We start from the raw sequence: 25,232 nt of genomic DNA on the forward strand, positions 1-25,232 counted from the left end.
TATTCAAAAGTAGTAAAATTTCTTTGATATTCTCGACTTTTAAATATAAAAAGTGTTTCTAATATGTAATAAATATGAATAAAGATAGGCCTTATTATTTTCTCGATGAGTCTTCGTCCCCAAACGGAATAAGGTTCGGACAGGTATAGCGTAGGAGCCGATGGCGTGGAGTGTGAAATGGCTCGAGTGTGGCAGATTGAAGTTGTGCCTTTGTCGTTGTTTTGTTGACTTGGGACCGGATATATAAAGATAGACTGGAATCTCCCCGATGCAGGGATAATTCCAGTCTGCTGTCTCTTCGCCTGTTTTCAATGGCGATCGTTCCTTTTGGGGTATCTCTCCTTTGCGGGGGAGGCGAGAGCTGATGACTTGTTTATCGAATGAAATGGGTGGGAGTCCACGGCTCACGTTCGGGAATAGCTTCTCCGCCCTGCTTCAGGTTTTTCAACATCCAGGCCATGTTGCGACCCAGGGTGCGCATGGTTTGCAATCCCTCGATGTCTTGGGTGGCTTCACCGGGCCGGCGGCCGTGTACGCTGTTCCAGTATTGCGACGAAACCACGGGCATGTTGTTGATGGTAAAGTACTTGTTCAGACGGTCGAATGTGGCGCTGGCTCCACCGCGGCGACACACGGCCACTGCGGCTGCCGGTTTGTAGGCGAGCAACTCACCTGCCGAGTAGAACAGACGATCGAGCAAGGCGCACAGCGAGCCGTTGGGGCCTGCGTAATAGACGGGTGAGCCCACGACTATTCCATCGGCATCGGCCAACTTGTTTCTGATTTTATCGTACAGTTCGTCGTTGAATACGCATCGTCCCAATTCGACACATCGTCCACAGGCGATGCAACCTTGTACGGCCTTGGTGCCGATAGAGACGATTTCGGCTTCGACGCCGTTGGCTTCCAATGCCTTTGCTACTTCCGATAAGGCGATGAAGGTGTTCCCCTCTTTATGGGGGCTACCGTTGATGAGTAAAACTTTCATATGCAGTTCCTATGTCTATTATAAAAATGATGACTTTTTCACGTAAGTTCATATTCCCTCTTCAAAGATAACACTTCCTTGTCTTGTTTGTTTTTTTGCTTTCGAGTTTAGTCTCTTCCTTAAGGGGAATGTAAAAAGAAAAGGCCCGATAATCAATCGATTATCGGGCCTTTCATTCAGTCGGGGTGACAAGATTCGAACTTGCGACCACACGCCCCCCAGACGCGTACTCTAAACCGGGCTGAGCTACACCCCGCTGATTTGGTGATGCAAAAGTAGCTCTATTTTTTACAATGACAAAATTTTTGTGGACTTTTTTTCGAACTTTTTTCGTTCCATTTCTTAACTGCTTGCAGGTGAGGATGCAACGTTTATAGCTTGAAAAGGTCGCGATAGAGGTCGAAGGCGACGAATATCTGCTCTTTGTCGGCATGCTGGTCGATGACGGGGTGGCCGATGGCCTGCAGCAGGGTGAAATTGATGTGTCCGCCCTCGTTTTTCTTGTCGTGGGTCATCAGTTCGTAGAGGGTCTCGTAGTCTTTGCAGGTGATGGCAAAGGCCCCGTAGTGGCGATAGATATAGTCGGCAAGTCCGGTAATGATGTCGCTGGGGAAGTGCAGGTAGTGGTGCGAGAGCAACAGTTCGCACACGAGCCCCCAGGCCACGGCATACCCGTGGGCAATGGGTTTGCCCCGGCGGTGCGAGAGGCTTTCGAAGGCGTGCCCTACGGTGTGCCCCAGGTTGAGTGCTTTGCGTATTCCTGTTTCGCAAGGGTCTTGGGCTACGATGCGCTGTTTTACCTGCACCGACTCTTCGAGCAGGAGGAGCAGTCGGTCCCAGTCGGGGTTCGAGAGATCGTAGTCGAGCAGGGCATGATAGGTGTCGGGGTTCTCGATGAGGGCGTGTTTCAGCATCTCGGCGTAGCCCGAGAGCAACTCTTCGTGAGGCAGAGTGTGGAAGAACCGGGTGGAGACGACGACGGCATCGGCCGGTCGAAAGGCGCCTATTTCGTTTTTTAATCCGTTGAAGTTGATACCCGTTTTTCCTCCTACGGCCGCATCGACGGCACCGAGCAGGGTGGTGGGGATGTTGACGAAACGGATGCCCCGCTTGAAACAGGCGGCGGCAAAACCGCCCAGGTCGGTAACCATACCGCCGCCCAGATTCACGAGCAGCGATTTGCGGCTGGCGCCGTGGCGGCTCAACTCGTCCCACACATGGGCAAGCGCCTCGAGGGTCTTGTGGGTATCGCCGGCCTCGATGTCGATATATTGGGTCGAGGGGGGCAGAGCCTCGGCAATGACGGGCAGCGCCAAAGCCCGGGTGTGAGTGTCGCAGAGGATAAAGAGGGCATCGGGGGCGATGCTGCGGGCTACGTTGGCGAGCGCTTCGCCGGGGTTGGGGGTGAATATGATTTTTTGCGGCTCCATAGCGGTGCGGGTATTATCGGGTATTTCTGAGTGATTCGATGAGCGAGTCCACCTGGTCGGCAAACTCGGGCATGGAGGGATATACCAGGTCGGCTCCGGCCTCGGTGAGCGCTTGTGCCGGGATGGGCCCGGTATTGACGGCCACGGTAAATACCTGGGCGGCCACGCCGGCTACGACACCCAGGGGAGCGTTTTCGATAACGATGGCCTCGTTGGCGTTCACCCTGGCTTTGGAGAGCCCCATCAGATAGGGCTCAGGGCTGGGTTTGCCCACCTTCACGTCGTAGGCCGTTACCTTGTAGGCGGGGGCAAACACGTCGGGATAATCGTGGTCGAGCCGGTCGAGCAGCGAACCTTGTCCCGAGCCGGTAACCAGCACGGGGCGTATGCCGTTGGCGATGATGCGTTGCAGCATGCGGTCGGCTCCCGGCATGGGAGCGATTTCGGGCAGTTCGTTGAAATATTTTTCTTTGATGGCATAAATCTCGGTGCACTCCTCGTCGGTGAGTTGCCGGTTGAATTGCTTGTCGAACAGGTATTTGATGGTGCTGTTGCCGGTGCGGCCCTCGTAGAGGTAAAACTCGTCTTTGCTACATTTGATACCCATGGGGATGAGGGTGCGGTACCAGGCCTCGACGTGGTTCTTCATCGAGTCGTAGAGGACGCCGTCCATGTCGATGAGAGCGGCTTTGGGGGTGATGCACGGTACCTGGTGCTTGTCGAGATAATTCTTGATAGCTTTATTTACCAACATGTTATATCTTTTGTTTTCTCTTGCAAAAGTAGAACTTTTGGGGCAAATGGTCAAGGGGAAGGTGGTTTCACTCGAAAAATCTTGAGCGACTTTCTCTCACTTTTTTCTGTGGAAGAGTGCTGAACAGAAGATAATTTGGCAAAAAAACTCACACAGGTTTAGCTTTTTCTACTCGCCTTTCACTATTTTTGCGGAAAATAGGTGCGGCCTGGCTTTGCCAGGTTTGAAATTCAGGGAGTTTTAGGTTGTCTCTGTTCGGGTCGTTCACTATTTTTGTAGAAAATTATGGATAGATATATGAGTACAGTTTTGAAAAGATGGATTCCGGCTTGCGCACTGGGTATGTTGCTGTGCGCTTGTGGGAGCAAGGTTGCCGATGGCGATTATGCAGGAGCGTTCAAGGAATATGTAAAATCGGAATTGGAGGCCGGGACGTGGGTCTTGACGGCCGACGAGGGGCTGACCCCCGATCAGGTCGATTCGATTCAGGTCGAGGAGCTGCATCCGGTGACGATTGCCGACAGTTTGCGGGTAGGTCGTCAGATGGCTATCGATACCTATATTTCTACCGAACAGCAGTTGAAATACGATATGGAGGTGGCCGAGCATAACTATAAACTCGACGAGAACAGTCTCTTTGCCCGTCGTGCCGAGTATGCCCGCCGACTGGCCGAGGCGCGTCGTACTCACGGCAACGATATCAATTATGCCTCGAAAATCAAGAGCTATGAGGAGTCGATGGAGAGCCTGCCCAAGGATCACCAGGCGTATGTCAAGTTTGATACCGATCGCGATTTCTCCTACATCCGCAAATATGAGGAGGCCAAGACGGCTTATGACCAGTTCGTGTCGGTGAGTGTCGAGAATTATATCGACTCCTGCATGGTACAGTATGCCGGACGAGATACAACCGAGGTGCTGGGTAAGGTGGCCCGTGTAGAGTTTATTACCCCCGACGGATACCAGTCGGCCGTGGTGCTGTTTAACGAGTCGCCCACCTATGTAAAATCGATTATTACCGACTCGCAGGCTATGGAAGACGACGATGTCGAAGTCGATGCCATGGAGTATGAGGCTGATGAATAATTGCGCCAATCGACAAGGTGGGGAGAGGTGAGCGCGCTTCTCCTTCGGTCCCGATACAAGCGAGGGCTCCACAAGGAATGTGGAGCCCTCTTTATTATCTTATCGGTGCAAGGTACGGTCGAGTGGCTGTCAACGTACCACGACTTTGGTAGCGTAGCTGCCGCAGCGCAACAGGTAGAGCCCCGGTTGCAGGGCGATGGTGTTGTCGCCCTCGTGGCCGACCCGTTGCACGACGAGGTGCCCTTGCAGGTCATAGACGGCCAGGGAGGTAGCCTCGGTCAATTGTACCACCAGGCTGCCGGGCAGGGTGATGACTTTCACCGGGGTGTCGTTGCCGGTTATCTGTTCGACCCCAGCCGGGATGGGAACCTCGGTCAGTGGAGTCCAGTCCGATTGGTAGAGCTTGCCATCGGCCTCGGCATAGGCACTCATGCGGAAGGCAAAGCGGTCGCCCCAGGCTTGAGGCAGATCGGTGAAGGTGCAGCTGTTGGTGCGCCGTCCCTCGATGAGAGCGTAGTCGTAGTTGTAGCTGAAGCTGTCGCCTTGTGCGAGATCTTGCGTGAGGGTAATTTCGTCGAGATACATCTCTTGGGTATAGTCTTTCTGGCGGAAGTAAATCTCGAGATAGGTTGCCTCGCTGCTATGGTCGAAGGTAATCGATATCACGTTGTAACCCGAGTTCATGAGGGTAGCGCTTTTCTTCTCGGCGGTTCCCGACAGGTAGTAGTTGTTGAAGTCGATTTGGTCGCCCATGTTGCCATACACGCGGGCTGTGACCGTGTAGCCGCTGCTGTTGCTCATGGCGATGGTGGGACTGGTGATGCTGATGCCGCCGAGCATGCCGCCGGTCCAGCAGCCGTAGAAGGCCGACCAGTCGGGCACGGTAGTATAGTCGTCGTAGTTGGTGGCCCCCATGTCATCGACCGGCAGGTCTATGGTGCCGCCGGTGAAGGCGTCGAAGTTCTCATGGAGTACCGTCTGTGCCGGTTCGTTGCGCTGTGCGGTGTGTGTATAGACGTTGTAAACGACGTAACCGTCGGCTCCGATTACCGTATTCCAGTTGGCGGTATATTGCCCGCCATGCACCTCGGTGAAGTCGTTGAGCCGAGGTTGCTCGAGACTGCCGGCAAAGGCAAAGACATCGACGATGTTCGACTCGGCCGAGCTCTCTGCCTCCAGCGTGCTCTGTACGGTGTAGAAGTAGTCGGTATTCTCTTGCAGACCCGTTACGGAGGCCGAGGTGTTGGGGGTGGCTTGGCCTTCGACCAGGTAGTCGCGGGTCTTGACCATACCGCCATAGGTGATGGATACGTCGTCGATGGCGGTGGGACTGTTCATGTCGGGAGCATCGTCGGTATAGGTGATTTTGAACTGGATGCACCCCACGGGAATTTCGCGGGTATATTCTACGATACCGCCGGTGGGGTAGTAGATGGTCGAGGTCTCGCCCAGCAGTGTCCACGTGGAACCGTCGTATCCATAGACGGCCACGTTACCGTTGCCATTGGCATTCTTAACCCAGAACGAGAATCGCGAAGCGGGAGCCGGTAGCACCGGGGTGACAATCGAGTCGCGCTCGGAGTCGAAGGCGAGGGCTATCGAGCCCGAGTGGACCGAGGTGGTGTCGGTGGCAACCGAGGTGGTGTAGAGCTGACGTACCGATCCGCCGGTTACGTCGAGGCTCCACCCTTCGGGTAGAACCGACTGCTCGAAGTCGATGTATTTGTTACGCTTTGAACCCAGGATGGTGGGGACCAATCCTTCGAAACTCTCGGTGAGTGTGGTCTCGGGAGAACCCGAGTCGGCCATTTTGTAGGCAAAGACGTGGAGCAGGTAGCCCGTAGCCTCTTCGGCCGGCTGCCAGTTGGCGGTGAACGAGTTGGCGGTCACATCGGTGGCCGGGAGAGCGACTGGTGCCTGAAGCGCGGCATGGGTAGCTTGAAGCCCACCGAGCGACAGGAGGATGACAATCAATTTTTTCATGGCTCGGGTGAATAAAGTTTACTCGGTAAAGATAGGTAAATATGTGGAAAAATGTTACCGAAAGGCTATTTAAAGTAAAAGCCTGCCAAGAATTGGCAGGCTTTTGTATAAAGTCTCTATAAAACGGATAATCAGAGACGGGCTTGGATGGCTTTGCTCTCCTCTTCGTAACCCGGTTTGTTGAGCAGGGCAAACATGTTGCGCTTGTAGGCCTCTACGCCCGGTTGGTTGAAGGGGTTCACGCCCAGTATGTAGCCGCTGATTCCGCAGGCTTTCTCGAAGAAGTAGATGAGTTGGCCCAGATAGGTTTCGTTGAGTTCGGGAACCACAATCTTGAGGTTGGGTACACCGCCATCGACGTGGGCGATTTGCGTGCCGAGCTCGGCCATCTTGTTGACTTCGTCCACCCGTTTGCCGGCCAGGTAATTGAGGCCGTCGAGGTTCTCCTGGTCGGAGGGAATGGTGACGGTGTGCTTCATCTGGGCCACCGAGAGTACGGTCTCGAAGATGATGCGTTCGCCCTCTTGAATCCATTGCCCCATCGAGTGGAGGTCGGTAGTGAAATCGACCGATGCCGGGAAGATGCCCAGGTGGTCTTTACCCTCGCTCTCGCCGTAGAGTTGTTTCCACCACTCGGCGAAGTAGTGCAGTTTGGGGTTGAAGTTGACCAGAATCTCGATCTTCTTGCCACTTTGGTAGAGGGCATTGCGGGTAGCCGCATAGATGGCGGCGGGGTTCTGCTCGAAGGGAACCTCTTCGCCGCAGGCTTTCTCCATGGCTACGGCACCGGCTACGAGGGCACGGATGTCGAATCCGGCAATGGCGATGGGCAGCAGACCTACGGGGGTGAGTACCGAGAAGCGGCCGCCTACGTTGTCGGCGATAACGAAAGTCTTGTAACCCTCGGTATCGGCCAGTTTGCGCAAGGCGCCTTTGTGTGCGTCGGTAACGGCCACGATGCGATGTTTGGCCTCCTCTTTACCTACTTGAGCCTCGAGTTGCTCTTTGAGCAGACGGAAGGCGATGGCGGGCTCGGTAGTCGTTCCCGACTTGGAGATAACGACGATGCCAAACGATTTGCCCTTCAGGAGGGTTTGCAGTTCAAACAGGTAGTCTTCGCCAATATTCTGTCCGGCAAAGAGGACAATGGGGTTTTTATGTTCGTGGCGGAGGAACTCGAAGGAGTCGGAGAGGGCTTCGATCACGGCTTTGGCACCCAGATAGCTGCCGCCAATACCGATAACCACTACGATTTCGCAGCGCTCTCTCAGTTGTTTTGCTGCGGCTTCGAGGTCGGCCAGATGGGCTTCGGATATCTCGGAAGGCAGGTGCAGCCAACCCAGAAAATCATTACCCTTACCGGTGCCTTTGTGCAGCATTTCGATGCCGTTGTCGGCTTTGTCTTTCAAAGCGAAAACGTCGCTCTTGGATACGGTTCCTAAAGCTTTTTCGATGTTCAATTCGATTGATTTCATAGCTTTGTCTCTATTTGTTTATTATAGAAATGTATCGTAAATATTTTCGATGGCATGCCGGGGCAATACTTTTTTGTAGAGTATATCATAAACGCATTGCAGGATGGGCATGTTCACGTGGTAACGTTCGTTTATTTCGTAGATGCATTTGGTGCCATAGTATCCCTCGGCAATCATCTCCATCTCCATCTTGGCGGCGTTGACCGAGTAGCCTCGCCCGATCATGGAGCCGAAGTTGTGGTTGCGGCTGAAGCGGGAGTAGGCGGTGACCAGCAGGTCGCCCAGATAGACCGAGTCGCTGATGTTGCGCCGCTCGCAGGGCGATACGGCCTGCAAGAAGCGATCCATCTCGTTGAGGGCATTGGAGACGAGCATGGCCTGGAAGTTGTCGCCGCTCTTCATGCCGTGGCAGATGCCGGCGGCGATGGCATAGACGTTCTTCAGCACGGCCGAGTATTCGATGCCTTTCACGTCGGACGATACGATGGTTTTCAACTTGGCACTGTTGAGGGCATTGGCCAAACAGTGCGCCTTTTCCAGGTCGTTGCAGCCTATGGTGAGGTAGGAGAGTCGCTCGAGAGCCACCTCCTCGGCATGGCAGGGGCCGCCGATGACGGCCAGTTGCGACTCGGGCACATGGTAGAAATCTTTCAGATACTCGGTGACAATCATGTTTTCGTCGGGGACGATGCCTTTGATGGCGGTCACCACAAACTTGCCGCTGATATCGGTCGTGAGTTTCTTGAAATGGGCCTTCATGTAGGGCGATGGCGTCACCAGTATCAAGGTGTCGGCCGCCTGGGCAATCTCGTTGATATCGGAGCTGAAATAGATGCGCGAGGTGTCGAAGGCGACATCCGACAGATATACCGGGTTGTGGCCGGTCTGTTTGAAGTCGGCGATTCGGTCGTCGCGCCGCATGTACCACAAGATACTGTCGGCATTATTCAGCGTCAACTTGGCCAAAGCCGTAGCCCAGCTTCCGCCTCCCATGATTGCTATTTTACCAGGGATGGTCATGGCTTTGAGAAATAAGGTTTGTTGGTTATTTTTTTGCGTTCTCTACCCAGTTCTTTACCTCCTCGGCCGTGGGGTTGGCCAGGTCGAGTTTGTATTTCTTGTTGATACCGCAAATCTCCTGATGCATCTTGTTGGGGTTGGCTTCGGCCAGATCGGCTACGGTAAGGTAGCCGGCTTTCTGGATGGGAGCCACCCATTGTGCCGGTACGCCCAGGGCCGTGTAGGCGGCCTCTTTGTCGCGTTTCTGTACCTTCTCGGGACGCATCTGCGGGAAGAAGAGAACCTCTTGTATAGTGGTCTGTCCGGTCATGAGCATGACGAGACGGTCCATACCGATACCCATTCCCGACGTGGGGGGCATGCCGTATTCGAGGGCGCGGATGAAGTCGTTGTCGATGAACATGGCTTCGTCGTCGCCTTTCTCCGACAGGCGCAGCTGCTCTTCGAAGCGCAGGCGCTGGTCGATGGGGTCGTTCAGCTCGGAGTAGGCGTTGCACAGCTCCTTGCCGTTGACCATGAGCTCGAAGCGTTCGGTCAGTTCGGGGTTGTTGCGGTGACGCTTGGTGAGAGGAGACATCTCGATGGGGTAGTCGGTAATGAAGGTCGGTTGTATGTAGTTGGCCTCGCATTTGGCACCGAAGATTTCGTCGATGATTTTGCCTTTGCCCATGGTCTCGTCAATCTCCACACCAATCTTTTTGCACACTTCTCTCAACTGCTCTTCGTTCATGCCGCTGATGTCGATGCCGGTGTGCTCTTTGATGGCGTCGAGCATGGTGATGCGCTTGAACGGCGGTTTGAAGCTGATGACGTTGTCGCACACCTTGATTTGGTCGGTGCCGTTCACATCGAGGCAGATCTTTTCGAGCATCTTCTCGGTGAAGTCCATCATCCAGTTATAGTCTTTGTACGAGACGTAAATCTCCATGCAGGTGAACTCGGGGTTGTGGGTGCGGTCCATACCCTCGTTGCGGAAGTTCTTGGAGAACTCATATACCCCCTCGAAGCCACCTACAATGAGGCGTTTGAGGTACAGCTCGTCGGCAATGCGCAGGTAGAGCGGGATGTCGAGGGCATTGTGGTGGGTGATGAAGGGACGTGCGGCGGCACCACCGGGAATCGATTGCAGAATGGGGGTCTCGACCTCGAGGTAGCCGCGGGCGTTGAAATATTCGCGCATCGAGGTGTAAATCTTGGTGCGTTTGATGAAGATATCTTTTACTCCCTCGTTGACTACCAAATCGACGTAGCGTTGGCGGTAACGCAACTCGGGGTCTTCGAACGAGTCGTAGGCTACACCGTCTTTCATCTTGACGATGGGCAGCGGGCGCAGCGACTTGGCCAGAACCGTCAGCTCCTGGGCGTGCACGGTGATTTCGCCCGTCTGAGTGCGGAACACGAAACCGCGTATGCCTACAAAGTCGCCAATATCGAGCAACTTTTTGAATACCGTGTTGTACAACTCCTTGTCCTCGCTGGGGCAAAGGTCGTCGCGCGAGATATATACCTGGATGCGGCCTACCGAGTCCTTCAACTCGATAAACGAGGCCTTGCCCATGATACGGCGGCTCATGATGCGGCCGGCGATAGATACCTGGCGGGGAGGTTCGGCCCCATCGACAAAATTATCTTTTATTTCCTGTGAGTAAGCATTTACCGGATATTCGGCTGCGGGATAGGGTTCTATGCCCATTTTGCGCAACTCGTCAAGACTGTTGCGGCGAATGATCTCTTGTTCGCTCAGATCGAGAATATTCATAGACGTAAGTTTGTAAATTTTCGCAAAAATACAAACTTTTGAGCGAAAACGGCTACGATTTGGCGTAAATTATTGTTATCGAGCGGCCGTTCAGGCGGTTGTGCCGGGTTGGGTCGGGTCGTCGTCCCGGGGTTTGTCGGTATCGTCGGGGGCGATGATGTCGCTCTTCCCCTTGAACCACTTGAAGATGTTGATGCGCACCCGGCTGCCGTGAGCCTCGAAGTAGTTGTTGAAACACGAGTTGATTTCGCAGCCATAGACTACCAGCAGCACGATGGCCGGTAGCACGGGTATGCCGAAGGGGGTACCAAAGGCCTCGCCAAAACTTGTGGCCACCAGTATCCAGCACAGGTAGTCGATAATCTTGTTGATGCTGCGACGCACGGCGCGGCTCTTGCGGATGACTTCGCCCCGATGGCGGGCGGCGTCGATACCAAATTTCAGGTCGGCCACGACCAGGGCCAGGGCCGCCAGCAGAAACCAGCGGATGGGAGAGACGAAGTCGGCCACCCACGCCAAATACGAGGCCAGGGTGCCGTTGATTACGTTGCGTTCGTTCATATCGAAATTTGCATTTAAGTGGTTCTGCTGCAAATTTCGTCTGCTCGCCAAGCCTATCTGTGGCGTGGTGATAAAAAGAGCGGGGGCTCCCGCACGACGATGCACCCGGTGTCACCCCGCACAGCGATGCGGGGTCCAGGAGGTGTCGCAACGAGGGAAGTAGGGGCGCACGGCTCGTGTGTCCTGAGGAGAATCCTTTGCCGGTATTCCCCTGGTTTGGGTATTCCCTGGATTCCGCGTCGTGGCGCGGAATGACGAGCCCCTTTCGCGTCGTGGTGCAGGAAGGAGCCAGGTGCGGGAAAAAGAAAAATCCCGCGGGCTCGCCGGTGGTAGCGGGGCTCCGCGGGATGTGTATGGATGGTTGGAGGTATTGTTATTGTGCGCTGTTCTTTTTCAGCCATTCGAGGCGGCGCAGGTCGGGCAGGTGCTTTACCTTGAAGTGCTCGAAGGTAGCCTGGAAGCCTTCGCCGTCGGGGCTGGCACCCATGAGTCCCACTTGCACGGGGGGGTTGTCTTGCAGCCAGGCGTTGCGCATGAGGGTGTATTCGTTGTCGTCGAACGAGTAGAATATCTCGACGGCATCGAGACGGCGCACGGCCTTGATCCAGATGTAGGGCACGGCCCGGTCGAGGGTGATGACGCTCCAGTCGGAGGTGTGGTGGGTGACTACGGTGCTGAGGTTGAATTTGCCATCGACAAACTCGATGCCGGCTTTGATGTAGTTCTCATGGTCGATGCGCAGCATGATGCCGGCCTGGTCGAAGCGGGCCTTGTAGTCGCCCGAGACTTTGACCTTGACCTCGAACTCACCGCCATAGGTGGCGTAGTAGAAGGGGGCGTCATCGACGGTGAAGCCGTAGTGCGAGATGCGCCAGTAGTCGGTCTTGGGGGTTACAAACATGGAGAGGGTCTTGTCGTTGATTTCCCATTGTTCGGGTTCGTTGAACCATTGCATTTTTTCTAACGATTGGGCCATGCCAGGCATGATGGCCAGCAGCATGGCGAGGTTTAACAGAATTGAGTGTTTCATTTGTATTATTCGGTGTAGGTAAATAACCATTAAATTTTTTACATTTGCAAATGTAGAGTCTTGAAAAAGAATGTACAATGATTATAAATAACCATTTTTTGCCGAACCATGGGTATTGTCGATAAACTGAACCGCCTGATGCTCTCGCAGGATAGCGCCAAAGGCAAATGCTATCGCGATGAGATGGAGCGCTACAAGGCGGCGGCTCGCAGTTACAGCCTCGTCGAGGGGACGGTGGCGGTGTTGAGCGACATGCATGCCAACGTGAGTTACATCTATTATGGAGGGTTTGCCCAGGCGCTCGGTCTGGCAGGTGCCGATACCGAGGAGTTGATTGGCTCGATATGGGAGGAGCGCATCTTGGGGCTGATTCCGCAGGAAGATCTATATGATAAGTATTTGCAGGAGTTGCGTTTTTTCAATTTTGTGAAGCGCATGCCCAAGGGCCGGCGGTCGCACTATTTCCTGGTGAGCAAGTTGCGGATGAAGTCTTCCTCGGGCGACTACCTGTGGGTGTGCCACCGCATGGCTTACGTTCCCGACCCGTTCAACAACACGCTGTGGCTCACTCTGTGCCTGTATGGTCCGTTGACTTTCGACTGGCCGGGGGGTGGTCGGGCGGTCGATACATACACGGGCACGGTGACCGAGTTGGGGTTGCAGGGAAAGTCGAAGGTCTTGTCCGACAGGGAGACTCAGGTGCTTCGTCTTATCGATAAGGGTTTGATGAGTAAACAGATTGCCGATACGCTATCGATCAGTGTGTACACGGTGAGCCGTCACCGGCAGGAGATTCTGGCCAAGTTGCAGGTGAAAAACTCGATCGAGGCGTGCCGCGTGGCCAAGGATCTGGGGCTCTTGTGACACGATGGCGTGCCGGTGGGGTGGCTTGTATGTGGCCGCCGGTCGGCCGGGGTTACGCTTTGGGTTGGTAGGGTTCGATGTGCACGTTGACTTGGGTGCGTTTGCCAAAGGCTGCCTTGAGGTTGTTTTCTACCTGAGTAGCAATGTTGTGTGCCTCGACAATCGATGAGCGGGCATCGACCTTGATGTGCATGTCGATGATGAAGGTATTGCCGTTCTTACGGGTGCGCAGGTGGTGGAAGGTGATGACTCCGGGAGTCTCTTGTATCTTCTGTTCGATATTCCGCTCGATTTCCTGTGGCAGCGACATCTCGAGCAACTCCTGTATGCTGGGGCGGGCCAGTTTGTAGGCTACGCCTATGATGAAGATGCCCACGATGACCGAGGTGATAGGGTCGAGTATGCGCCAGCGTTCGCCCAGGAACATGGCGCCCGAGATGCCGATGAGGGTGCCTATCGACGAAAAGGCATCCGACCGGTGGTGCCAGCCGTTGGCAATGACGGCGGGGCTCTCGATCTTGCGCCCGATGATGATGGTGTACCAGTAGAGCGCCTCTTTCACCACAATCGAGACGGCGGCCATGATGAGGGCCAGGTAGGTGGGGCGCTCGATGGTGCGGCCGTTGAGTACCTCGTAGATTTTCACGCTGCCCGAGTAGAAGATGCCGATGGCCACGATGAAGAGGGCAAAGCTGATGAGCATGGTGGCAAAGGTTTCGAACTTGCCGTGCCCGTAGGGGTGGTCGCTATCTTCGTGTTTGGAGGAGATGCGGATAAAGATGATGACGATAAAATCGGTCACAAAGTCCGACAGAGAGTGGATACCGTCGGCAATCATGGCGCTGCTTCGGCCTACGACACCGGCTACAATCTTGGCGGCCGAGAGGATGAGGTTGGTGAAAAAACCTACCCAAGTGACCCGGGCTGCTTTTTTCTCCCGGGCAATATCGGTCATTTGGTCTGTCTCGTTCATCGAGGTTTGGATAAAAAACAATGCAAATATAGAGCGTTTTGTGCTATGTTATATCGTTTTTTGTTTCAAGAGTATTAATTTATACCTGTTCTATATAGCGTTTTGCTTGAGGAAGTGAAGAAAAAAGAATACAATCGTTCTGCATTTATCGGGTTTTTTGTAAATTTGTAAGAAACAAATACGAAGGAATATGCATAGCGAGTCATTACACATACGCCGACAATTGATTGAACCTCACCGGGGAGCCCTGCTTGTGGCCGAGCCTTTTCTCGACGAGGGGTGTTTCCGCCGGGCGGTCATCTGTTTGGCCGAGTATTCCGAGAAGGGGGCGGTGGGCTTCGTGCTCAACAGCCCCACACATTATCATCTGAATGAATTGCTCGAGGGGTTGGGTTCTATCCCCTCGATACCCGTCTATTGTGGTGGGCCGGTGGGTACCGACCATCTGTTTTTTCTGCACGATATAGCCTCGTTGCCGGGAGCGGTCGAGGTGGCATCGGGGCTTTTTGCCAACGGCGACTTCGATATGTTGCTCGATTTCATGCGAAGTGACGAAGGGGTGTGCCGGCATGTGAAATTTCTCATCGGGTACAGCGGCTGGTCGCCCGGTCAGCTCGACGGGGAGCTGCGGCAGGAGTCGTGGGCGGTCACTACTATGCAGTCGGCAGCCAGTTGTCTGGCGGCAACCGACGATGCCTTTTGGCGCGAGACGGTGCGCAGCATGGGCGAGGGCTATCTGTTGTGGCTCAATTCGCCTCAGGAGCCGTCGCTTAATTAGCCGATTTCGGCCGGATTGATTTTCTGGAGAACGATCGCGTCGGCATAGCCGTGAGGTAGCCGCACCCAGTCGGTCAGGTGGCCGCACTCGTTGAATCCGCAGGTGCGGAAGAGGGCCAGGCTGGCCGTGTTGCACGCAGCAATGTGTACATAGAGCTGGTGCAGTTGCAGTAGCCCGAAGGCATATTCCATGAAGGTTTCAAGGGCATCACGCCCCAGTCCCCGGCGGGTATGGTTGGGGTCGATGAGTAGCCCTAAGGCGGCCCGGCGGTTTGTGGCGTCGTAGTCGAAGCAGTCGAGCACCCCCACACGTTCAAGACTGTCTCGCAGCACAATCATGAGTCGCAACTGGTTGTCGCGGGTAATGTCGGCGCTGTAGCTCTCGATATAGCGTTTGATCAGGTAGCGCGAGTAGGGGGATACGGTGCAGCCATACTGCCACAGCGAGGTATCGTTTTCCCAGCGGTAGAGGTCGTCGAGATCTTCGGGCTCGAGGGCCCGCAAGGCTATCTGTTTTCCCGATAGGTAGTTCATGGTTGCTTGTAGATTTCTTTGGGTGAAACAATTACATGGGCGTGTGGGTTGTAGATGAGGAACCGGTTGCGGTCGTGGCAGCCCTGCTGTATGGTGTCGATAATTTCGCGGTAGGAGAGCCAGCCCGAGTCGAGTATGATGTAGCGCAGGGCCGACCCTTTGCGGGGCATCGGTAGCTGTTGAACCGACTCGATGGTCGTGACATGTGGGCCGCCGGGGATGAGACCGGCAATGCGTTCGGCCTCGTTGGAGAGGATGTACCATTCACCCCGTTCCCGTTTCTCGCCCTGGCGACGATGGCGGAAGGGATAGGCGACGATGCGGTGGGCGGCGGCCAGCATGGCCCTGAAGAAGATCGAGAACTTCACCGCCAGGTAGTAGCCCTTGCTGTAGTGGGGATAGTGTTTCTTGAAAAAGATGAGCATCGCCTCGTAGAAGATGCGCACGTAGCGCAGACTCCCCTTCTTGGTGCTCTCGCCCTTGTAGTGGATGATGGGCGTGGGCATGTAGTAGTTGTGATATCCCGCCAGTACCAGCCGGTAGGAGAGGTCGATGTCCTCGCCATACATGAAGAAGTCCTCGTCGAGCAGACCGCTCTTGTCGAGCGTAGCCCGTCGCATGAGCATGAAGGCCCCCGAGAGGATGTCGATGCGGTGGTACTCGTCGGGCGAGAGGTATTTCATGTGGTAGCGTCCGAAGAGAGGCGAGCGGGGGAACAGGGACGCCAGTCCGAATATCTTGCAGAACGACACCCACGGCGAAGGAAATCCCCGTTTCGACTCGGGCAGGAAACGCCCGTTGCCGTCGAGCATCTTCACCCCTACGCCACCGGCATCGGGGTGCGTGTCCATGAACTGGCATACCTCCTGGAGCGTATCTTCGGCGATGACCGTGTCGGGGTTGAGCAGCAAGACATACTCGCCCGTGGCCAGTGCCATGGCCTGGTTGTTGGCCCGGGCAAAGCCCACATTCTCGGCGTTGGCTATGAAGCGCACCTCGGGAAATAGGGGGGTGAGGTAGTCGAGCGAATCGTCCTGCGAGTGGTTATCGACTACGAAAATCTCGGCCTCCATGGGATGAACCGTCAGTGCAGCCCGCACCGACCGGAGCGCCTGCTCCAGAAAGTGTTTCACCCGGTAGTTGACAATGACGATGCTGATTTTTACCACGGAACCCGACTCCTCTTATTTATATAATGTATAACGATGCCCTGCCGAAAATAGTGTGCGCTATCCCTTGAAACTTTCGCTGAAGAGCGTGCGGTTGAGAATCGAGCGACCCAGCGTGATTTCGTCGGTATATTCCAGTTCTCCTCCCACCGAAACCCCTCGGGCAATGATGGTAATCTTCACGTCGAAGGGGGCCAGTTTGCGGAAGATGTAGAAGTTGGTCGTGTCGCCCTCCATCGTGGCGCTCAAGGCCAGAATCACCTCCTTGATACCGCCTGCCGCCACCCGATCGACCAGACTCTCGATTTCGAGGTCGGCCGGCCCTATGCCGTCCATGGGCGAGATGACCCCACCCAGCACATGATAGAGCCCGTGGAATTGGCGGGTATTCTCGACCACCATCACCTCCTTCACGTTCTCGACCACACACAGGGTCGAGGTATCGCGCGACGGGTCGCTGCAAATGGCGCAGGTGTCGGTGTCGGATATGTTGTGGCACACATGGCAGTGCTTGATCTCCTTGCACAGTTTGATAATGGTATTCCCGAATTTCTCGGCCTCGCCCTCCTCCTGCCGCAACAGGTAGAGCACCAGGCGCAGCGCCGTCTTGCGGCCGATGCCCGGCAGCTTGGCAAACTCGCTCACCGCGTTTTCGAGAAGAACCGAAGAGTATTGTTGATCCATATGAATAGACATCCTTTCGCGGCTCTCCGCCGGGTTGTCGCAGCACTTTGCCACCCTATTCCCCGGCAGAACCGTGGTACAAAGATAGTGAAAGGTGAGAGCAGAGGCAAAGGAAAACGCAGTTTTCAACTTTGCCTGGGCCGAGCCGCATCCTGTCTTATTCAAAGATAGTGAAAGGTGAGCGAGTAGGAAATCCGGGAAAAAACTGTATATTTGTCCTCCCTGAAAATTCTGAAAACAAGAGATCGATATGGAGATTAAAAATGCCAAGTTTGTGGTGAGCAGCAGTCGGGTGCAGGATTGCCCGTCGCATCGGTTGCCCGAGTATGCCTTTATCGGACGCTCCAATGTGGGCAAGTCGTCGCTCATCAACATGCTCACCCGCCAGAAGGGGTTGGCCATGACCTCGGCCACGCCGGGAAAGACGATGCTCATCAACCACTTTCTCATCGACAACAGCTGGTATCTGGTCGATTTGCCCGGTTATGGCTATGCCCGCCGGGGCAAGGAGAGCCGCGAGGCGTTGCGCCAGATGATCGAGGGGTATGCCCTCTACCGGCACGAGCTCACCTGTCTATTTGTGCTGCTCGACTGTCGGCACAAACCGCAGAAAATTGACCTCGAGTTTATGGAGTGGCTGGGCGAGAACGGCGTGCCTTTTGCCATCGTCTTTACCAAGACCGATAAGGTGGGTCCCGTGGCGCTCAGAGACAGTATCGAACACTATAAATCGGTATTGCACGAGACGTGGGAGGAGCTGCCCCCTATCTTCACTACCTCGTCGGAGCGGGGAACGGGTCGTGACGAGCTGCTAGACTACATCGACCGGGTGAACAGGAGTTTGACGGCCGAGGCGAACCCCGACTGAAATCGGGTGGGGGAGGGAGAATAACCCCCTTTAAGACAGGCTCGATGCCGCAGCCGTGTGGACCGACCACGGAAATTGTCGAATGTCAATATTTCGACGGGCGGTTCTTTTTCGGCGAGAGTTCTTTTGTTCGTCCAATCTGTTTTGTATCTTTGCATTTGGCGCGTGTCGAAATCGACTTCGGTCGAGGCAGCACCAATTTTTAGAGTAAAAGATTATGTGTGAGAAAGATACCTTTATGCGCGAGGCCATAGACCTCTCGCTCGACAACATAGACCATGGCGGCGGTCCCTTCGGAGCCGTAATCGTGAAGGATGGCAAAATCATTGCCCGCGGAGCCAACCGGGTGACGGCCTCGAACGACCCTACGGCCCATGCCGAGGTGAATGCCATTCGCGAGGCGGCCCGTGTGCTGGGCACTTTCGACTTGAGAGGCTGCGAGATATACACCTCGTGCGAGCCTTGCCCCATGTGCCTGGGTGCCATCTATTGGGCCCATCTCGACAAGGTATATTATGGTAACACCAAGGCCGACGCCAAGGCCATCGGCTTCGACGACTCGTTTATTTACGACGAGTTGGCCCTGCCACTGGAGAAACGCCACCTCAAAATAGTTTCCCTCATGCGCGACCAGGCCATCAAAGCCTTCGAAAAGTGGGACAACAAGAGCGATAAAATAGAGTATTAAACGATATAACGAACACACCTCCTTTTTTTGAATAGAAACGTATGGCAAACTGGTTTGAATGTAGAGTCAAGTATGATAAGATGCTGGAAAACGGCATGCAGAAAAAAGTAACCGAACCCTATCTCGTCGATGCCCTCTCCTTTACCGAGGCCGAGGCCCGTATTATCGAGGAAGTGTCGCCCTTCATCTCGGGCGAGTTTTCGGTGTCGGCCGTGAAACGGGCCAACTTCAGCGAACTCTTCTTCGACGAGACGGGCGACCGCTGGTACAAGTGCAAACTCAACTTCATCACCCTCGACGAGAAGAGCGGCATGGAGAAACGCACCGCATCGTATATGCTGGTACAGGCTGCCGACTTCGAAACCGCACTCAAGAATCTGAACGCCGGCATGAAAGGCACCATGGCCGACTGGGTAATCGTGTCGATAGCCGAGACCCCGCTCATGGATGTCTATCCGTTTAATCCCGAAGGCAAGACGCAGGAGGAGGACCGTCCGAAAGAACAATGAACGAGATAGCCCAACATATAGCCACCATACGACAGGAGCTGCCGGCGGGTACCCGCCTGGTGGCCGTGTCGAAGTTTCACCCTGCCGAGGCCCTGATGGAGGCCTACGAGTCGGGACAGCGCATCTTCGGCGAGAGTCGGGTGCAGGAACTCGTGGGTAAATACGAGGCCTTGCCCAAGGATATCGAGTGGCACTTCATCGGCCACTTGCAAACCAACAAGGTAAAATATATTGTGCCCTTCATCACCCTTATCCACAGTGTCGATAGCGAGAAACTGCTTGCGGTAATCGACAGCGAGGCGGCCAAGTGCGGCCGGGTAGTCGATTGTTTGCTCGAGATACATGTGGCTCGCGAGGAGAGCAAGTATGGATTCACCCCCGAGTCGTGTCGCGAGTGGTTGCAAGGGAATCCCCTGGCTCGATATCCCCATGTGCAGGTGTGTGGCCTCATGGGTATGGCATCGCTCACCGACGACGAGCAGTGTATCGACCGGGAGTTTGGCGAGTTGAAGAGCCTGTTCGATGAATTGAAAGCTTCGGGCAAGGTCGATGCCGAAGCCTTCAAAGAGTTGTCGATGGGTATGTCGCACGACTATCGGCTGGCCTTACGCCACGGCAGTACGCTGGTGCGCATAGGGACCTCGATATTCGGCGAGCGGGCCTATTAACCGCTCCGTGGCGTAGGCATGCGGCGGGGAATAATCTGTTTTTATGTTCAAGAACATATCTTTTTCGCGTCCGTGGCTAAATAATAAGCATTAATTTTGTCCTTAATTTTAAGTAGCCAGAAAACAGAAGGTCTAAAGAAAACAGTCCATGAAATAGACACGCTTATATCAATAGAAACATTTACATCTACTAAATACATTAATTAAAATCTTATAAAATGAGTACGGTACAAGAAAAGAGAAATTATACATTGCCTATCATAGTAATGTTTTTTCTGTTTGCAATGATCTCGTTTGTAACCGGTTTTCAAAACCCGTTCGGCGTAATTCTTAAAGAACAATTCCATTTGAGTAACTTGGAATCTCAACTGGGCAATGCGGCAAACTTTATTGCATATGCCTTTATGGGAATTCCTGCGGGACTCATTCTTCAGAAGAAAGGCTATCGCTACTCGGCTATTGCCGCAGTTCTCGTAGGCTTGGTAGGCGTGTTGTTGATGTTTGTGTCGAGCATGCTGGAGACAGGAGTATTTGCCGTGTATTTGATGGGCGCTTTTGTTGCCGGTTTTTCGATGTGTATGCTTAATACGGTAGTAAACCCCATGCTGAATACACTCGGTGGTGGTGGTAAAAAAGGTAATCAACTCATCCAGTTTGGTGGGGCCACTAATTCATTGGCCGCTACGATATGCCCTGTGTTGGTTGGTTATCTCATGGGCGATACGATGAAGGGTCTCACTCTTGAAGCCGCCCGTCCCGCCTTGTATATTGCCATGGGCATATTTGCTTTGGCTTTTGTTGTGCTCCTCCTCTCGAAGTTACCCGAGCCTATTTTGGAAGAGGCAGCCAAGGGCGAGAAGAGCAAGGCCGAGAAGGTATCGGTAAAAGGAGCATTGAAATATCGCCATTTTGCCTTGGGTGTTGTCGCTATCTTCCTGTATGTAGGTATTGAGGTGGGTATTCCCAACATGGCCAACCTCTATATGACTACCCAGACTCAAGCGAGCGCTCAGGCTACAGTCGATGAGTACAACAAGCAGCAGAGCGATCCCCTGTATCTGGCTTCGTTGCAAGCCGCCGATGCCCAGAATGCCGAGCAGATGAAAGCTTATCAACACGATAAAGGCCTCTTTACCCCGGCCGAGGTAGAGAAACTGGTGAATTATGAAAACAAAGTTATTTCACTCTCGCAGTACGAGGTAGCTTCTGAAATTGTGAGTGGCGTGAAATCGCCGGGTGAAGGCATGAACCCGTCGGCCGCAGGCACACTTATCGGCATGTATTGGCTGTTGATGCTCGTGGGCCGTCTGATTGGAGGTTCGATAGGAGCCAAAGTGTCGAGCAAGGTACAGTTGATGGTTGTCTCTGCTCTGGCCATTTTGTTTGTCCTCATCTCGATGTATGTGCCCGACAAGACAATACCTATCCCGGGATTCCAAAATATGAGTTTTACTCTCATCGACGCTCCCATTAGCATCCTCTTCTTTATCCTGTGCGGTCTGTGTACGTCGGTAATGTGGGGTGGTATCTTTAACTTGGCAGTCGAGGGCCTGGGCAAATATACAGCAGTAGCTTCGGGTTTCTTCATGGTGATGGTTTGTGGCGGCGGTATCTTGCCGTTGGTTCAGAGCGGTATCGCCGACGTAGCCGGCTTCCTCAGCAGCTACTGGGTGATTATCGTAGCGCTGGCCTATATTCTGCTGTATGCGCTGGTAGGCAGCACTCCTAAGAAAGTAGAAGAGTAAAATACTGTTAAATAAGATATTGATTCTGTTTATTTCGAAGAGGCCGGAGTAAAAACTCTCGGCCTCTTTTCCTTTTTGTGAACTTTTGACCGTTTTTGTAGGTATATACTCGTGAATTGTATTATTTTTGTAAAAAAAATTCCATGAACGATACGAACTTGTTGAACAGAGCGGCCGACAATATAAGAGTATTGACGGCGGCAATGGTTGAAAAGGCAAAATCGGGACACCCCGGAGGTGCTATGGGCGGTGCCGATTTTACCAATGTGTTGTATTCCGAGTTTCTGGTGTACGATCCCCAAGACCCGAAGTGGATCAATCGCGACCGCTTCTTCCTGGATCCCGGGCACATGTCGCCCATGCTGTACAGCGTGTTGGCCATGGCGGGCTTCTATACGATGGACGATTTGAAGTCGTTCCGTCAATGGGGCAGTATCACCCCCGGGCACCCCGAGGTTGATGTGATGCACGGCATCGAGAACACATCGGGACCTCTGGGACAGGGGCATACGATGGCCGTAGGTGCCGCAATTGCCGAACGCTTCCTGGCTGCCCGGTTTGGTGAATGGTGCAGCCACAAGATCTATGCGTTTATCTCCGACGGTGGTATTCAGGAAGAGATTTCGCAGGGCGCCGGCCGAGTGGCAGGTTTCCTGGGCTTGCACAACCTGATTATGTTTTTCGACAGCAACGATGTGCAGCTCTCGACCGACACCGATGCCGTGACCGACGAAGATACGGCTGCCAAGTATCGTGCCTGGAATTGGAATGTGATAGAAATCGACGGGTGCGACCCTGCCGCTATACGCGATGCTTTGGCTCTGGCCAACCGCGAGACCGAGCGGCCTACGCTCATCATCGGCAAGACCATCATGGGCCGTGGCTGTGTGACGGCTACGGGCGAGAAGTTCGAGGGGAAATATTCGACTCACGGTCAGCCCCTGAGCAAGTCGGGAGCTTCGTATGAAAAGACCATCGAAAATTTGGGTGGAGACGTAGAGAATCCCTTTGTCATATTTCCCGAGGTGGTCGATCTCTATGCTCGCCGGGCCGAAGAGTTGAAGAAAATCGTAGCCGAGCGTAAAGCCGTACAGGCTGCTTGGGAGAAAGAGAATCCCGAGTTGGCTAAAGAATTGCACGACTTCTATGCCGGCAAACTGCCCGAACTCGACTTTGAGTCGATTGAGTATAAACCCAACGTGGCTACCCGTACGGCCTCGGCCAACGTGCTCTCTTACTTGGGCGAGCGGGTGAAAAATATGATTGTGTCGTCGGCCGACCTGGCCAACTCGGACAAGACCGAGGCCTTCTTGAAAAAGACCGGAGCCTTTGTCAAGGGCGATTTCAGAGGGGCTTTCCTGCACGCCGGCGTAGCCGAGTTGACGATGGCCTCGATCATGAACGGTATCTTGCTGCATGGTGGCATGCAGGCTGCCTGCGGTACCTTCTTTGTCTTCTCGGACTATATGAAGCCCGCCGTGCGCATGGCTGCCCTGATGGAGCTGCCTGTGAAATATGTGTGGACTCACGATGCCTTCAGAGTCGGTGAGGATGGACCTACACACGAGCCGGTAGAACAGGAGGCTCAGATACGACTCTTGGAACAACTGAAAAACCATAGCGGCAAGAACAGCGTGCTGGTATTGCGCCCTGCCGACAGCGCCGAGACTCTCGTCGCCTGGAAGCTGGCTATGGAAAACAGCGATACCCCCACGGCTTTGATTCTTTCTCGTCAGGATGTGCCCGATTTGCCGTCGGCTACGGGCAACCGCTATGCCGATGCCTTGCAGGCCGAGAAGGGAGCCTATGTGCTGATGCGTGACGAGAATCCCGACGTAGTGCTGGTGGCCAATGGTTCGGAAGTATCGACCCTGGTAGGAGCCAGTGAAATACTGCACGAACAGGGTGTGCGGGTACAAATTGTGTCGGTACCCTCGATAGGGCTCTTCCTGAATCAGCCACAGTCGTATCGCGAGGGTGTGATACCTCCCGGATTGCCCGTGTTTGGCTTGACGGCCGGTCTGCCCTCGACGCTGCTGCAACTGGTAGGGTGCAAAGGTAAAGTCTATGGATTGGATCGCTTTGGCTACTCGGCTCCTTACAAGGTGCTCGATGAAAAGTTGGGATTCACTCCTGCGAACATCGCTCGCGAGATAGCCGCTTTTATAGGCAAATAGACCCGAAACTGTTGTCATATGTAATCAAAAACGCTTCCCTGTCTTACAGAGAAGCGTTTTTCTTGTAAAATTAAATAAAAAATCCTTGTTGAGCCCAAAAAAAACGCTTACCTTTATCCGAAATTTTAGTTGGGTCTATGAAGCAGCCCATTCTTTTTTAACGAAAGAGATAGGTTGCAGATATTAAGTAGTTTAATTCTAAAAAGGAAAGAGTATGAAGAAGACTGTATTTGCGGCTTTGCTTATGACTACGGCAGTAGCTACGCCGGCAATGCTCGCAGCAGCTCCCCAAGAGGAAGCTAAAACAGAGCCTTCCAAAGAGATTGTCTTGAATAGCTTTAAAGACAATTGGATGATTTCGCTTGAAGGGGGTGCCGATTTTAGCTTAGGACGCTTTGACAGTCATGCTGCTTTTGGGAAGCGTATTGCACCGGTTTTTGGGCTTAATGTCGAGAAATGGTTCTCTCCGGTTATCGGTTTGCGCTTAGGTGCCGATTACTATGGCTTGAAAGGAGCCGCCTTGTGGGGCAATGGTATTGGTGGCGAAAAATTTGATAACGGTTATTACAAACAATCCTATGCCCTTGTAACACCTGCACTTGATGTGATGGGCGATTTGGCCAGCCTGTTCTGCGGATATCGTGAGCGGGTTTACTCGCCTATCCTGTATATTGGTATGGGTATTCCTGTTGTTGTCGCAGGCGATGGTACGACCGTCGATGGCGTCAATATGGGGATGCGAGGTGGTTTGCTCAACCGGTTCCGCTTGAGCGATGCCTGGGCTATTAACCTCGATTTGCGCTTTGACGTGCTGGAGGCAACAATCGCCGATGAAGGTAATCATGCCAAGACATTCTCGGCTTTGGTAGGAGTCACTTATAAATTCAAAGATCGTGGCTGGAATTCGCCCGAGGTTCCCGTCGTAGCTCCCGTGGTAGGCAAGTATAGCGATGCCGAGGGCGATGCGCTGGTAGCTCAGTTGCGCGATGCCAACCGCAAGATTGCCAATCTGGAGCAACAGTTGGCCGAGTGCAAGAATCGTCCGGCCGAAAAGGTTGCCGAGGAGCAGGCTCCTGTTGTTACCGTTTATTACAACATCAACAGCTCCGACCTGCAATCGAAAGATCGCGTGGTGCTGAAAGCCGTAGCAAAGGCTATCAAAGCCAACGAAGGTAAAAAATATGTCATCACCGGTTATGCCGATAGCGAAACCGGTACGGCTGCCTTTAACAACAAGTTGCGTAAAGCTCGTGCCGAAAGAGTTTACGATGCTTTGGTTTCTTACGGCGTAAATCCCGACCAACTGGAGCAAAAGACCAGCGATGCCAAACTCGATCGCTTTGGTTCTTATATTCTCGATCGTGCCGCTACTATCTCGCCGGCCGAGTAACTCTAAACGACAGATTTAACAAGATAATAGAGAGGTTGCCCAATAAGTGGTAGCCTCTCTCTTTTTTTGAAAAGGGGGAGGGGTGGTGAAGTCCCTTTCG

The 25,232-nt window shown here is 53.8% G+C and carries 23 protein-coding genes and 1 tRNA gene; 10 read left to right on the top strand and 14 right to left on the bottom strand.

The genetic code is table 11. The features are described 5' to 3' along the window. Positions 1 to 373 precede the first annotated feature (373 nt). The 4 genes from B5G10_RS04280 to B5G10_RS04295 all read right to left on the bottom strand — a co-directional run bounded on the left by B5G10_RS04280 (position 374) and on the right by B5G10_RS04295 (position 3,169). Complete coding sequence (locus B5G10_RS04280; RefSeq protein ID WP_087423511.1) at positions 374 to 988, bottom strand: flavodoxin family protein; 615 nt, start codon at positions 986 to 988, stop codon at positions 374 to 376. A 180-nt stretch (positions 989 to 1,168) separates the two neighbouring features. Then, a tRNA-Pro gene (locus B5G10_RS04285) sits at positions 1,169 to 1,244 on the bottom strand. Positions 1,245 to 1,359: 115 nt separating this feature from the next. Continuing rightward, complete coding sequence (aroB, locus tag B5G10_RS04290; RefSeq protein ID WP_087423512.1) at positions 1,360 to 2,418, bottom strand: 3-dehydroquinate synthase; 1,059 nt, start codon at positions 2,416 to 2,418, stop codon at positions 1,360 to 1,362. 13 nt (positions 2,419 to 2,431) lie between these two features. Beyond that, a complete protein-coding gene (locus B5G10_RS04295; protein ID WP_087423635.1) occupies positions 2,432 to 3,169 on the bottom strand; it encodes an HAD hydrolase-like protein in 738 nt (245 codons plus the stop codon). Between the two features lie 300 nt (positions 3,170 to 3,469). Here B5G10_RS04295 and B5G10_RS04300 point away from each other — a divergent pair, with 300 nt between their 5' ends. Further along, on the top strand, positions 3,470 to 4,258 hold the full coding sequence (locus tag B5G10_RS04300) for a hypothetical protein (protein ID WP_143241055.1): 789 nt from the start codon (positions 3,470 to 3,472) through the stop codon (positions 4,256 to 4,258). A 129-nt stretch (positions 4,259 to 4,387) separates the two neighbouring features. Here B5G10_RS04300 and B5G10_RS04305 read toward each other — a convergent pair whose 3' ends face one another. The 6 genes from B5G10_RS04305 to B5G10_RS04330 form a co-directional block, all read right to left on the bottom strand. Next, positions 4,388 to 6,241, bottom strand: a complete 1,854-nt coding sequence (locus tag B5G10_RS04305) for a T9SS type A sorting domain-containing protein (protein WP_143241056.1) — start codon at positions 6,239 to 6,241, stop codon at positions 4,388 to 4,390. Between the two features lie 131 nt (positions 6,242 to 6,372). Further along, on the bottom strand, positions 6,373 to 7,716 hold the full coding sequence (locus B5G10_RS04310) for a glucose-6-phosphate isomerase (RefSeq protein WP_087423515.1): 1,344 nt from the start codon (positions 7,714 to 7,716) through the stop codon (positions 6,373 to 6,375). A gap of 21 nt (positions 7,717 to 7,737) precedes the next feature. Next, positions 7,738 to 8,736, bottom strand: coding sequence for an NAD(P)H-dependent glycerol-3-phosphate dehydrogenase (locus tag B5G10_RS04315; RefSeq protein ID WP_087423516.1), 999 nt, complete (start codon positions 8,734 to 8,736; stop codon positions 7,738 to 7,740). 25 nt (positions 8,737 to 8,761) lie between these two features. Continuing rightward, positions 8,762 to 10,495 (bottom strand): lysine--tRNA ligase, encoded by a 1,734-nt coding sequence (lysS, locus tag B5G10_RS04320; RefSeq protein WP_087423517.1) that lies wholly within the window; start codon positions 10,493 to 10,495, stop codon positions 8,762 to 8,764. A gap of 90 nt (positions 10,496 to 10,585) precedes the next feature. Next, positions 10,586 to 11,056 carry a phage holin family protein gene (locus B5G10_RS04325; protein ID WP_087423518.1) on the bottom strand — a complete coding sequence of 157 codons (471 nt, stop codon included), beginning with the start codon at positions 11,054 to 11,056 and terminating at the stop codon, positions 10,586 to 10,588. Between the two features lie 373 nt (positions 11,057 to 11,429). Continuing rightward, complete coding sequence (locus B5G10_RS04330; protein ID WP_087423519.1) at positions 11,430 to 12,086, bottom strand: DUF1349 domain-containing protein; 657 nt, start codon at positions 12,084 to 12,086, stop codon at positions 11,430 to 11,432. A 108-nt stretch (positions 12,087 to 12,194) separates the two neighbouring features. On the opposite strand from B5G10_RS04330, the gene B5G10_RS04335 reads away from it, so the two are divergent. After that, positions 12,195 to 12,950 carry a LuxR C-terminal-related transcriptional regulator gene (locus tag B5G10_RS04335; protein WP_143241057.1) on the top strand — a complete coding sequence of 252 codons (756 nt, stop codon included), beginning with the start codon at positions 12,195 to 12,197 and terminating at the stop codon, positions 12,948 to 12,950. A 52-nt stretch (positions 12,951 to 13,002) separates the two neighbouring features. On the opposite strand, the gene B5G10_RS04340 is transcribed toward B5G10_RS04335, so the two are convergent. Next, positions 13,003 to 13,923: a cation diffusion facilitator family transporter gene (locus tag B5G10_RS04340; protein ID WP_087423636.1), complete on the bottom strand. Its 921-nt coding sequence runs from the start codon at positions 13,921 to 13,923 to the stop codon at positions 13,003 to 13,005. A gap of 190 nt (positions 13,924 to 14,113) precedes the next feature. On the opposite strand from B5G10_RS04340, the gene B5G10_RS04345 reads away from it, so the two are divergent. Continuing rightward, entirely contained in the window at positions 14,114 to 14,701 is a 588-nt protein-coding gene (locus B5G10_RS04345; protein ID WP_087423520.1) for a YqgE/AlgH family protein, read from the top strand. On the opposite strand, the gene B5G10_RS04350 is transcribed toward B5G10_RS04345, so the two are convergent. From B5G10_RS04350 to recR, 3 genes are read right to left on the bottom strand one after another with little or no spacing between them, the layout of a single operon-like run. Further along, the gene (locus B5G10_RS04350) at positions 14,698 to 15,234 is read right to left on the bottom strand and encodes a GNAT family N-acetyltransferase (protein WP_087423521.1); all 537 of its coding nucleotides are present in this window, start codon (positions 15,232 to 15,234) and stop codon (positions 14,698 to 14,700) included. The genes B5G10_RS04345 and B5G10_RS04350 overlap by 4 nt on opposite strands. Further along, a complete protein-coding gene (locus B5G10_RS04355; protein WP_087423522.1) occupies positions 15,231 to 16,403 on the bottom strand; it encodes a glycosyltransferase family 2 protein in 1,173 nt (390 codons plus the stop codon). The genes B5G10_RS04350 and B5G10_RS04355 overlap by 4 nt, the downstream gene beginning before the upstream one ends. A gap of 60 nt (positions 16,404 to 16,463) precedes the next feature. Beyond that, complete coding sequence (recR, locus tag B5G10_RS04360; RefSeq protein ID WP_087423523.1) at positions 16,464 to 17,087, bottom strand: recombination mediator RecR; 624 nt, start codon at positions 17,085 to 17,087, stop codon at positions 16,464 to 16,466. 250 nt (positions 17,088 to 17,337) lie between these two features. On the opposite strand from recR, the gene yihA reads away from it, so the two are divergent. From yihA to B5G10_RS04395, 7 genes are all read left to right on the top strand, one after another. Then, positions 17,338 to 17,955 (top strand): ribosome biogenesis GTP-binding protein YihA/YsxC, encoded by a 618-nt coding sequence (yihA, locus tag B5G10_RS04365; RefSeq protein ID WP_087423524.1) that lies wholly within the window; start codon positions 17,338 to 17,340, stop codon positions 17,953 to 17,955. A gap of 217 nt (positions 17,956 to 18,172) precedes the next feature. Next, positions 18,173 to 18,643 carry a nucleoside deaminase gene (locus tag B5G10_RS04370; RefSeq protein ID WP_162612477.1) on the top strand — a complete coding sequence of 157 codons (471 nt, stop codon included), beginning with the start codon at positions 18,173 to 18,175 and terminating at the stop codon, positions 18,641 to 18,643. 41 nt (positions 18,644 to 18,684) lie between these two features. Next, positions 18,685 to 19,152 carry a DUF4494 domain-containing protein gene (locus B5G10_RS04375; protein ID WP_087423525.1) on the top strand — a complete coding sequence of 156 codons (468 nt, stop codon included), beginning with the start codon at positions 18,685 to 18,687 and terminating at the stop codon, positions 19,150 to 19,152. After that, the gene (locus B5G10_RS04380; RefSeq protein ID WP_087423526.1) at positions 19,149 to 19,820 is read left to right on the top strand and encodes a YggS family pyridoxal phosphate-dependent enzyme; all 672 of its coding nucleotides are present in this window, start codon (positions 19,149 to 19,151) and stop codon (positions 19,818 to 19,820) included. The genes B5G10_RS04375 and B5G10_RS04380 overlap by 4 nt, the downstream gene beginning before the upstream one ends. A 218-nt stretch (positions 19,821 to 20,038) precedes the next feature. After that, a complete protein-coding gene (locus B5G10_RS04385) occupies positions 20,039 to 21,565 on the top strand; it encodes an MFS transporter (RefSeq protein WP_087423527.1) in 1,527 nt (508 codons plus the stop codon). A 143-nt stretch (positions 21,566 to 21,708) separates the two neighbouring features. After that, entirely contained in the window at positions 21,709 to 23,742 is a 2,034-nt protein-coding gene (locus tag B5G10_RS04390; protein ID WP_087423528.1) for a transketolase, read from the top strand. A 214-nt stretch (positions 23,743 to 23,956) separates the two neighbouring features. Next, positions 23,957 to 25,132, top strand: a complete 1,176-nt coding sequence (locus tag B5G10_RS04395) for an OmpA family protein (protein WP_087423529.1) — start codon at positions 23,957 to 23,959, stop codon at positions 25,130 to 25,132. Positions 25,133 to 25,232 lie beyond the last annotated feature (100 nt).

It is taken from the genome of Barnesiella sp. An55 (assembly GCF_002161555.1).
GTDB classification, from domain to species: domain Bacteria; phylum Bacteroidota; class Bacteroidia; order Bacteroidales; family Barnesiellaceae; genus Barnesiella; species Barnesiella merdipullorum.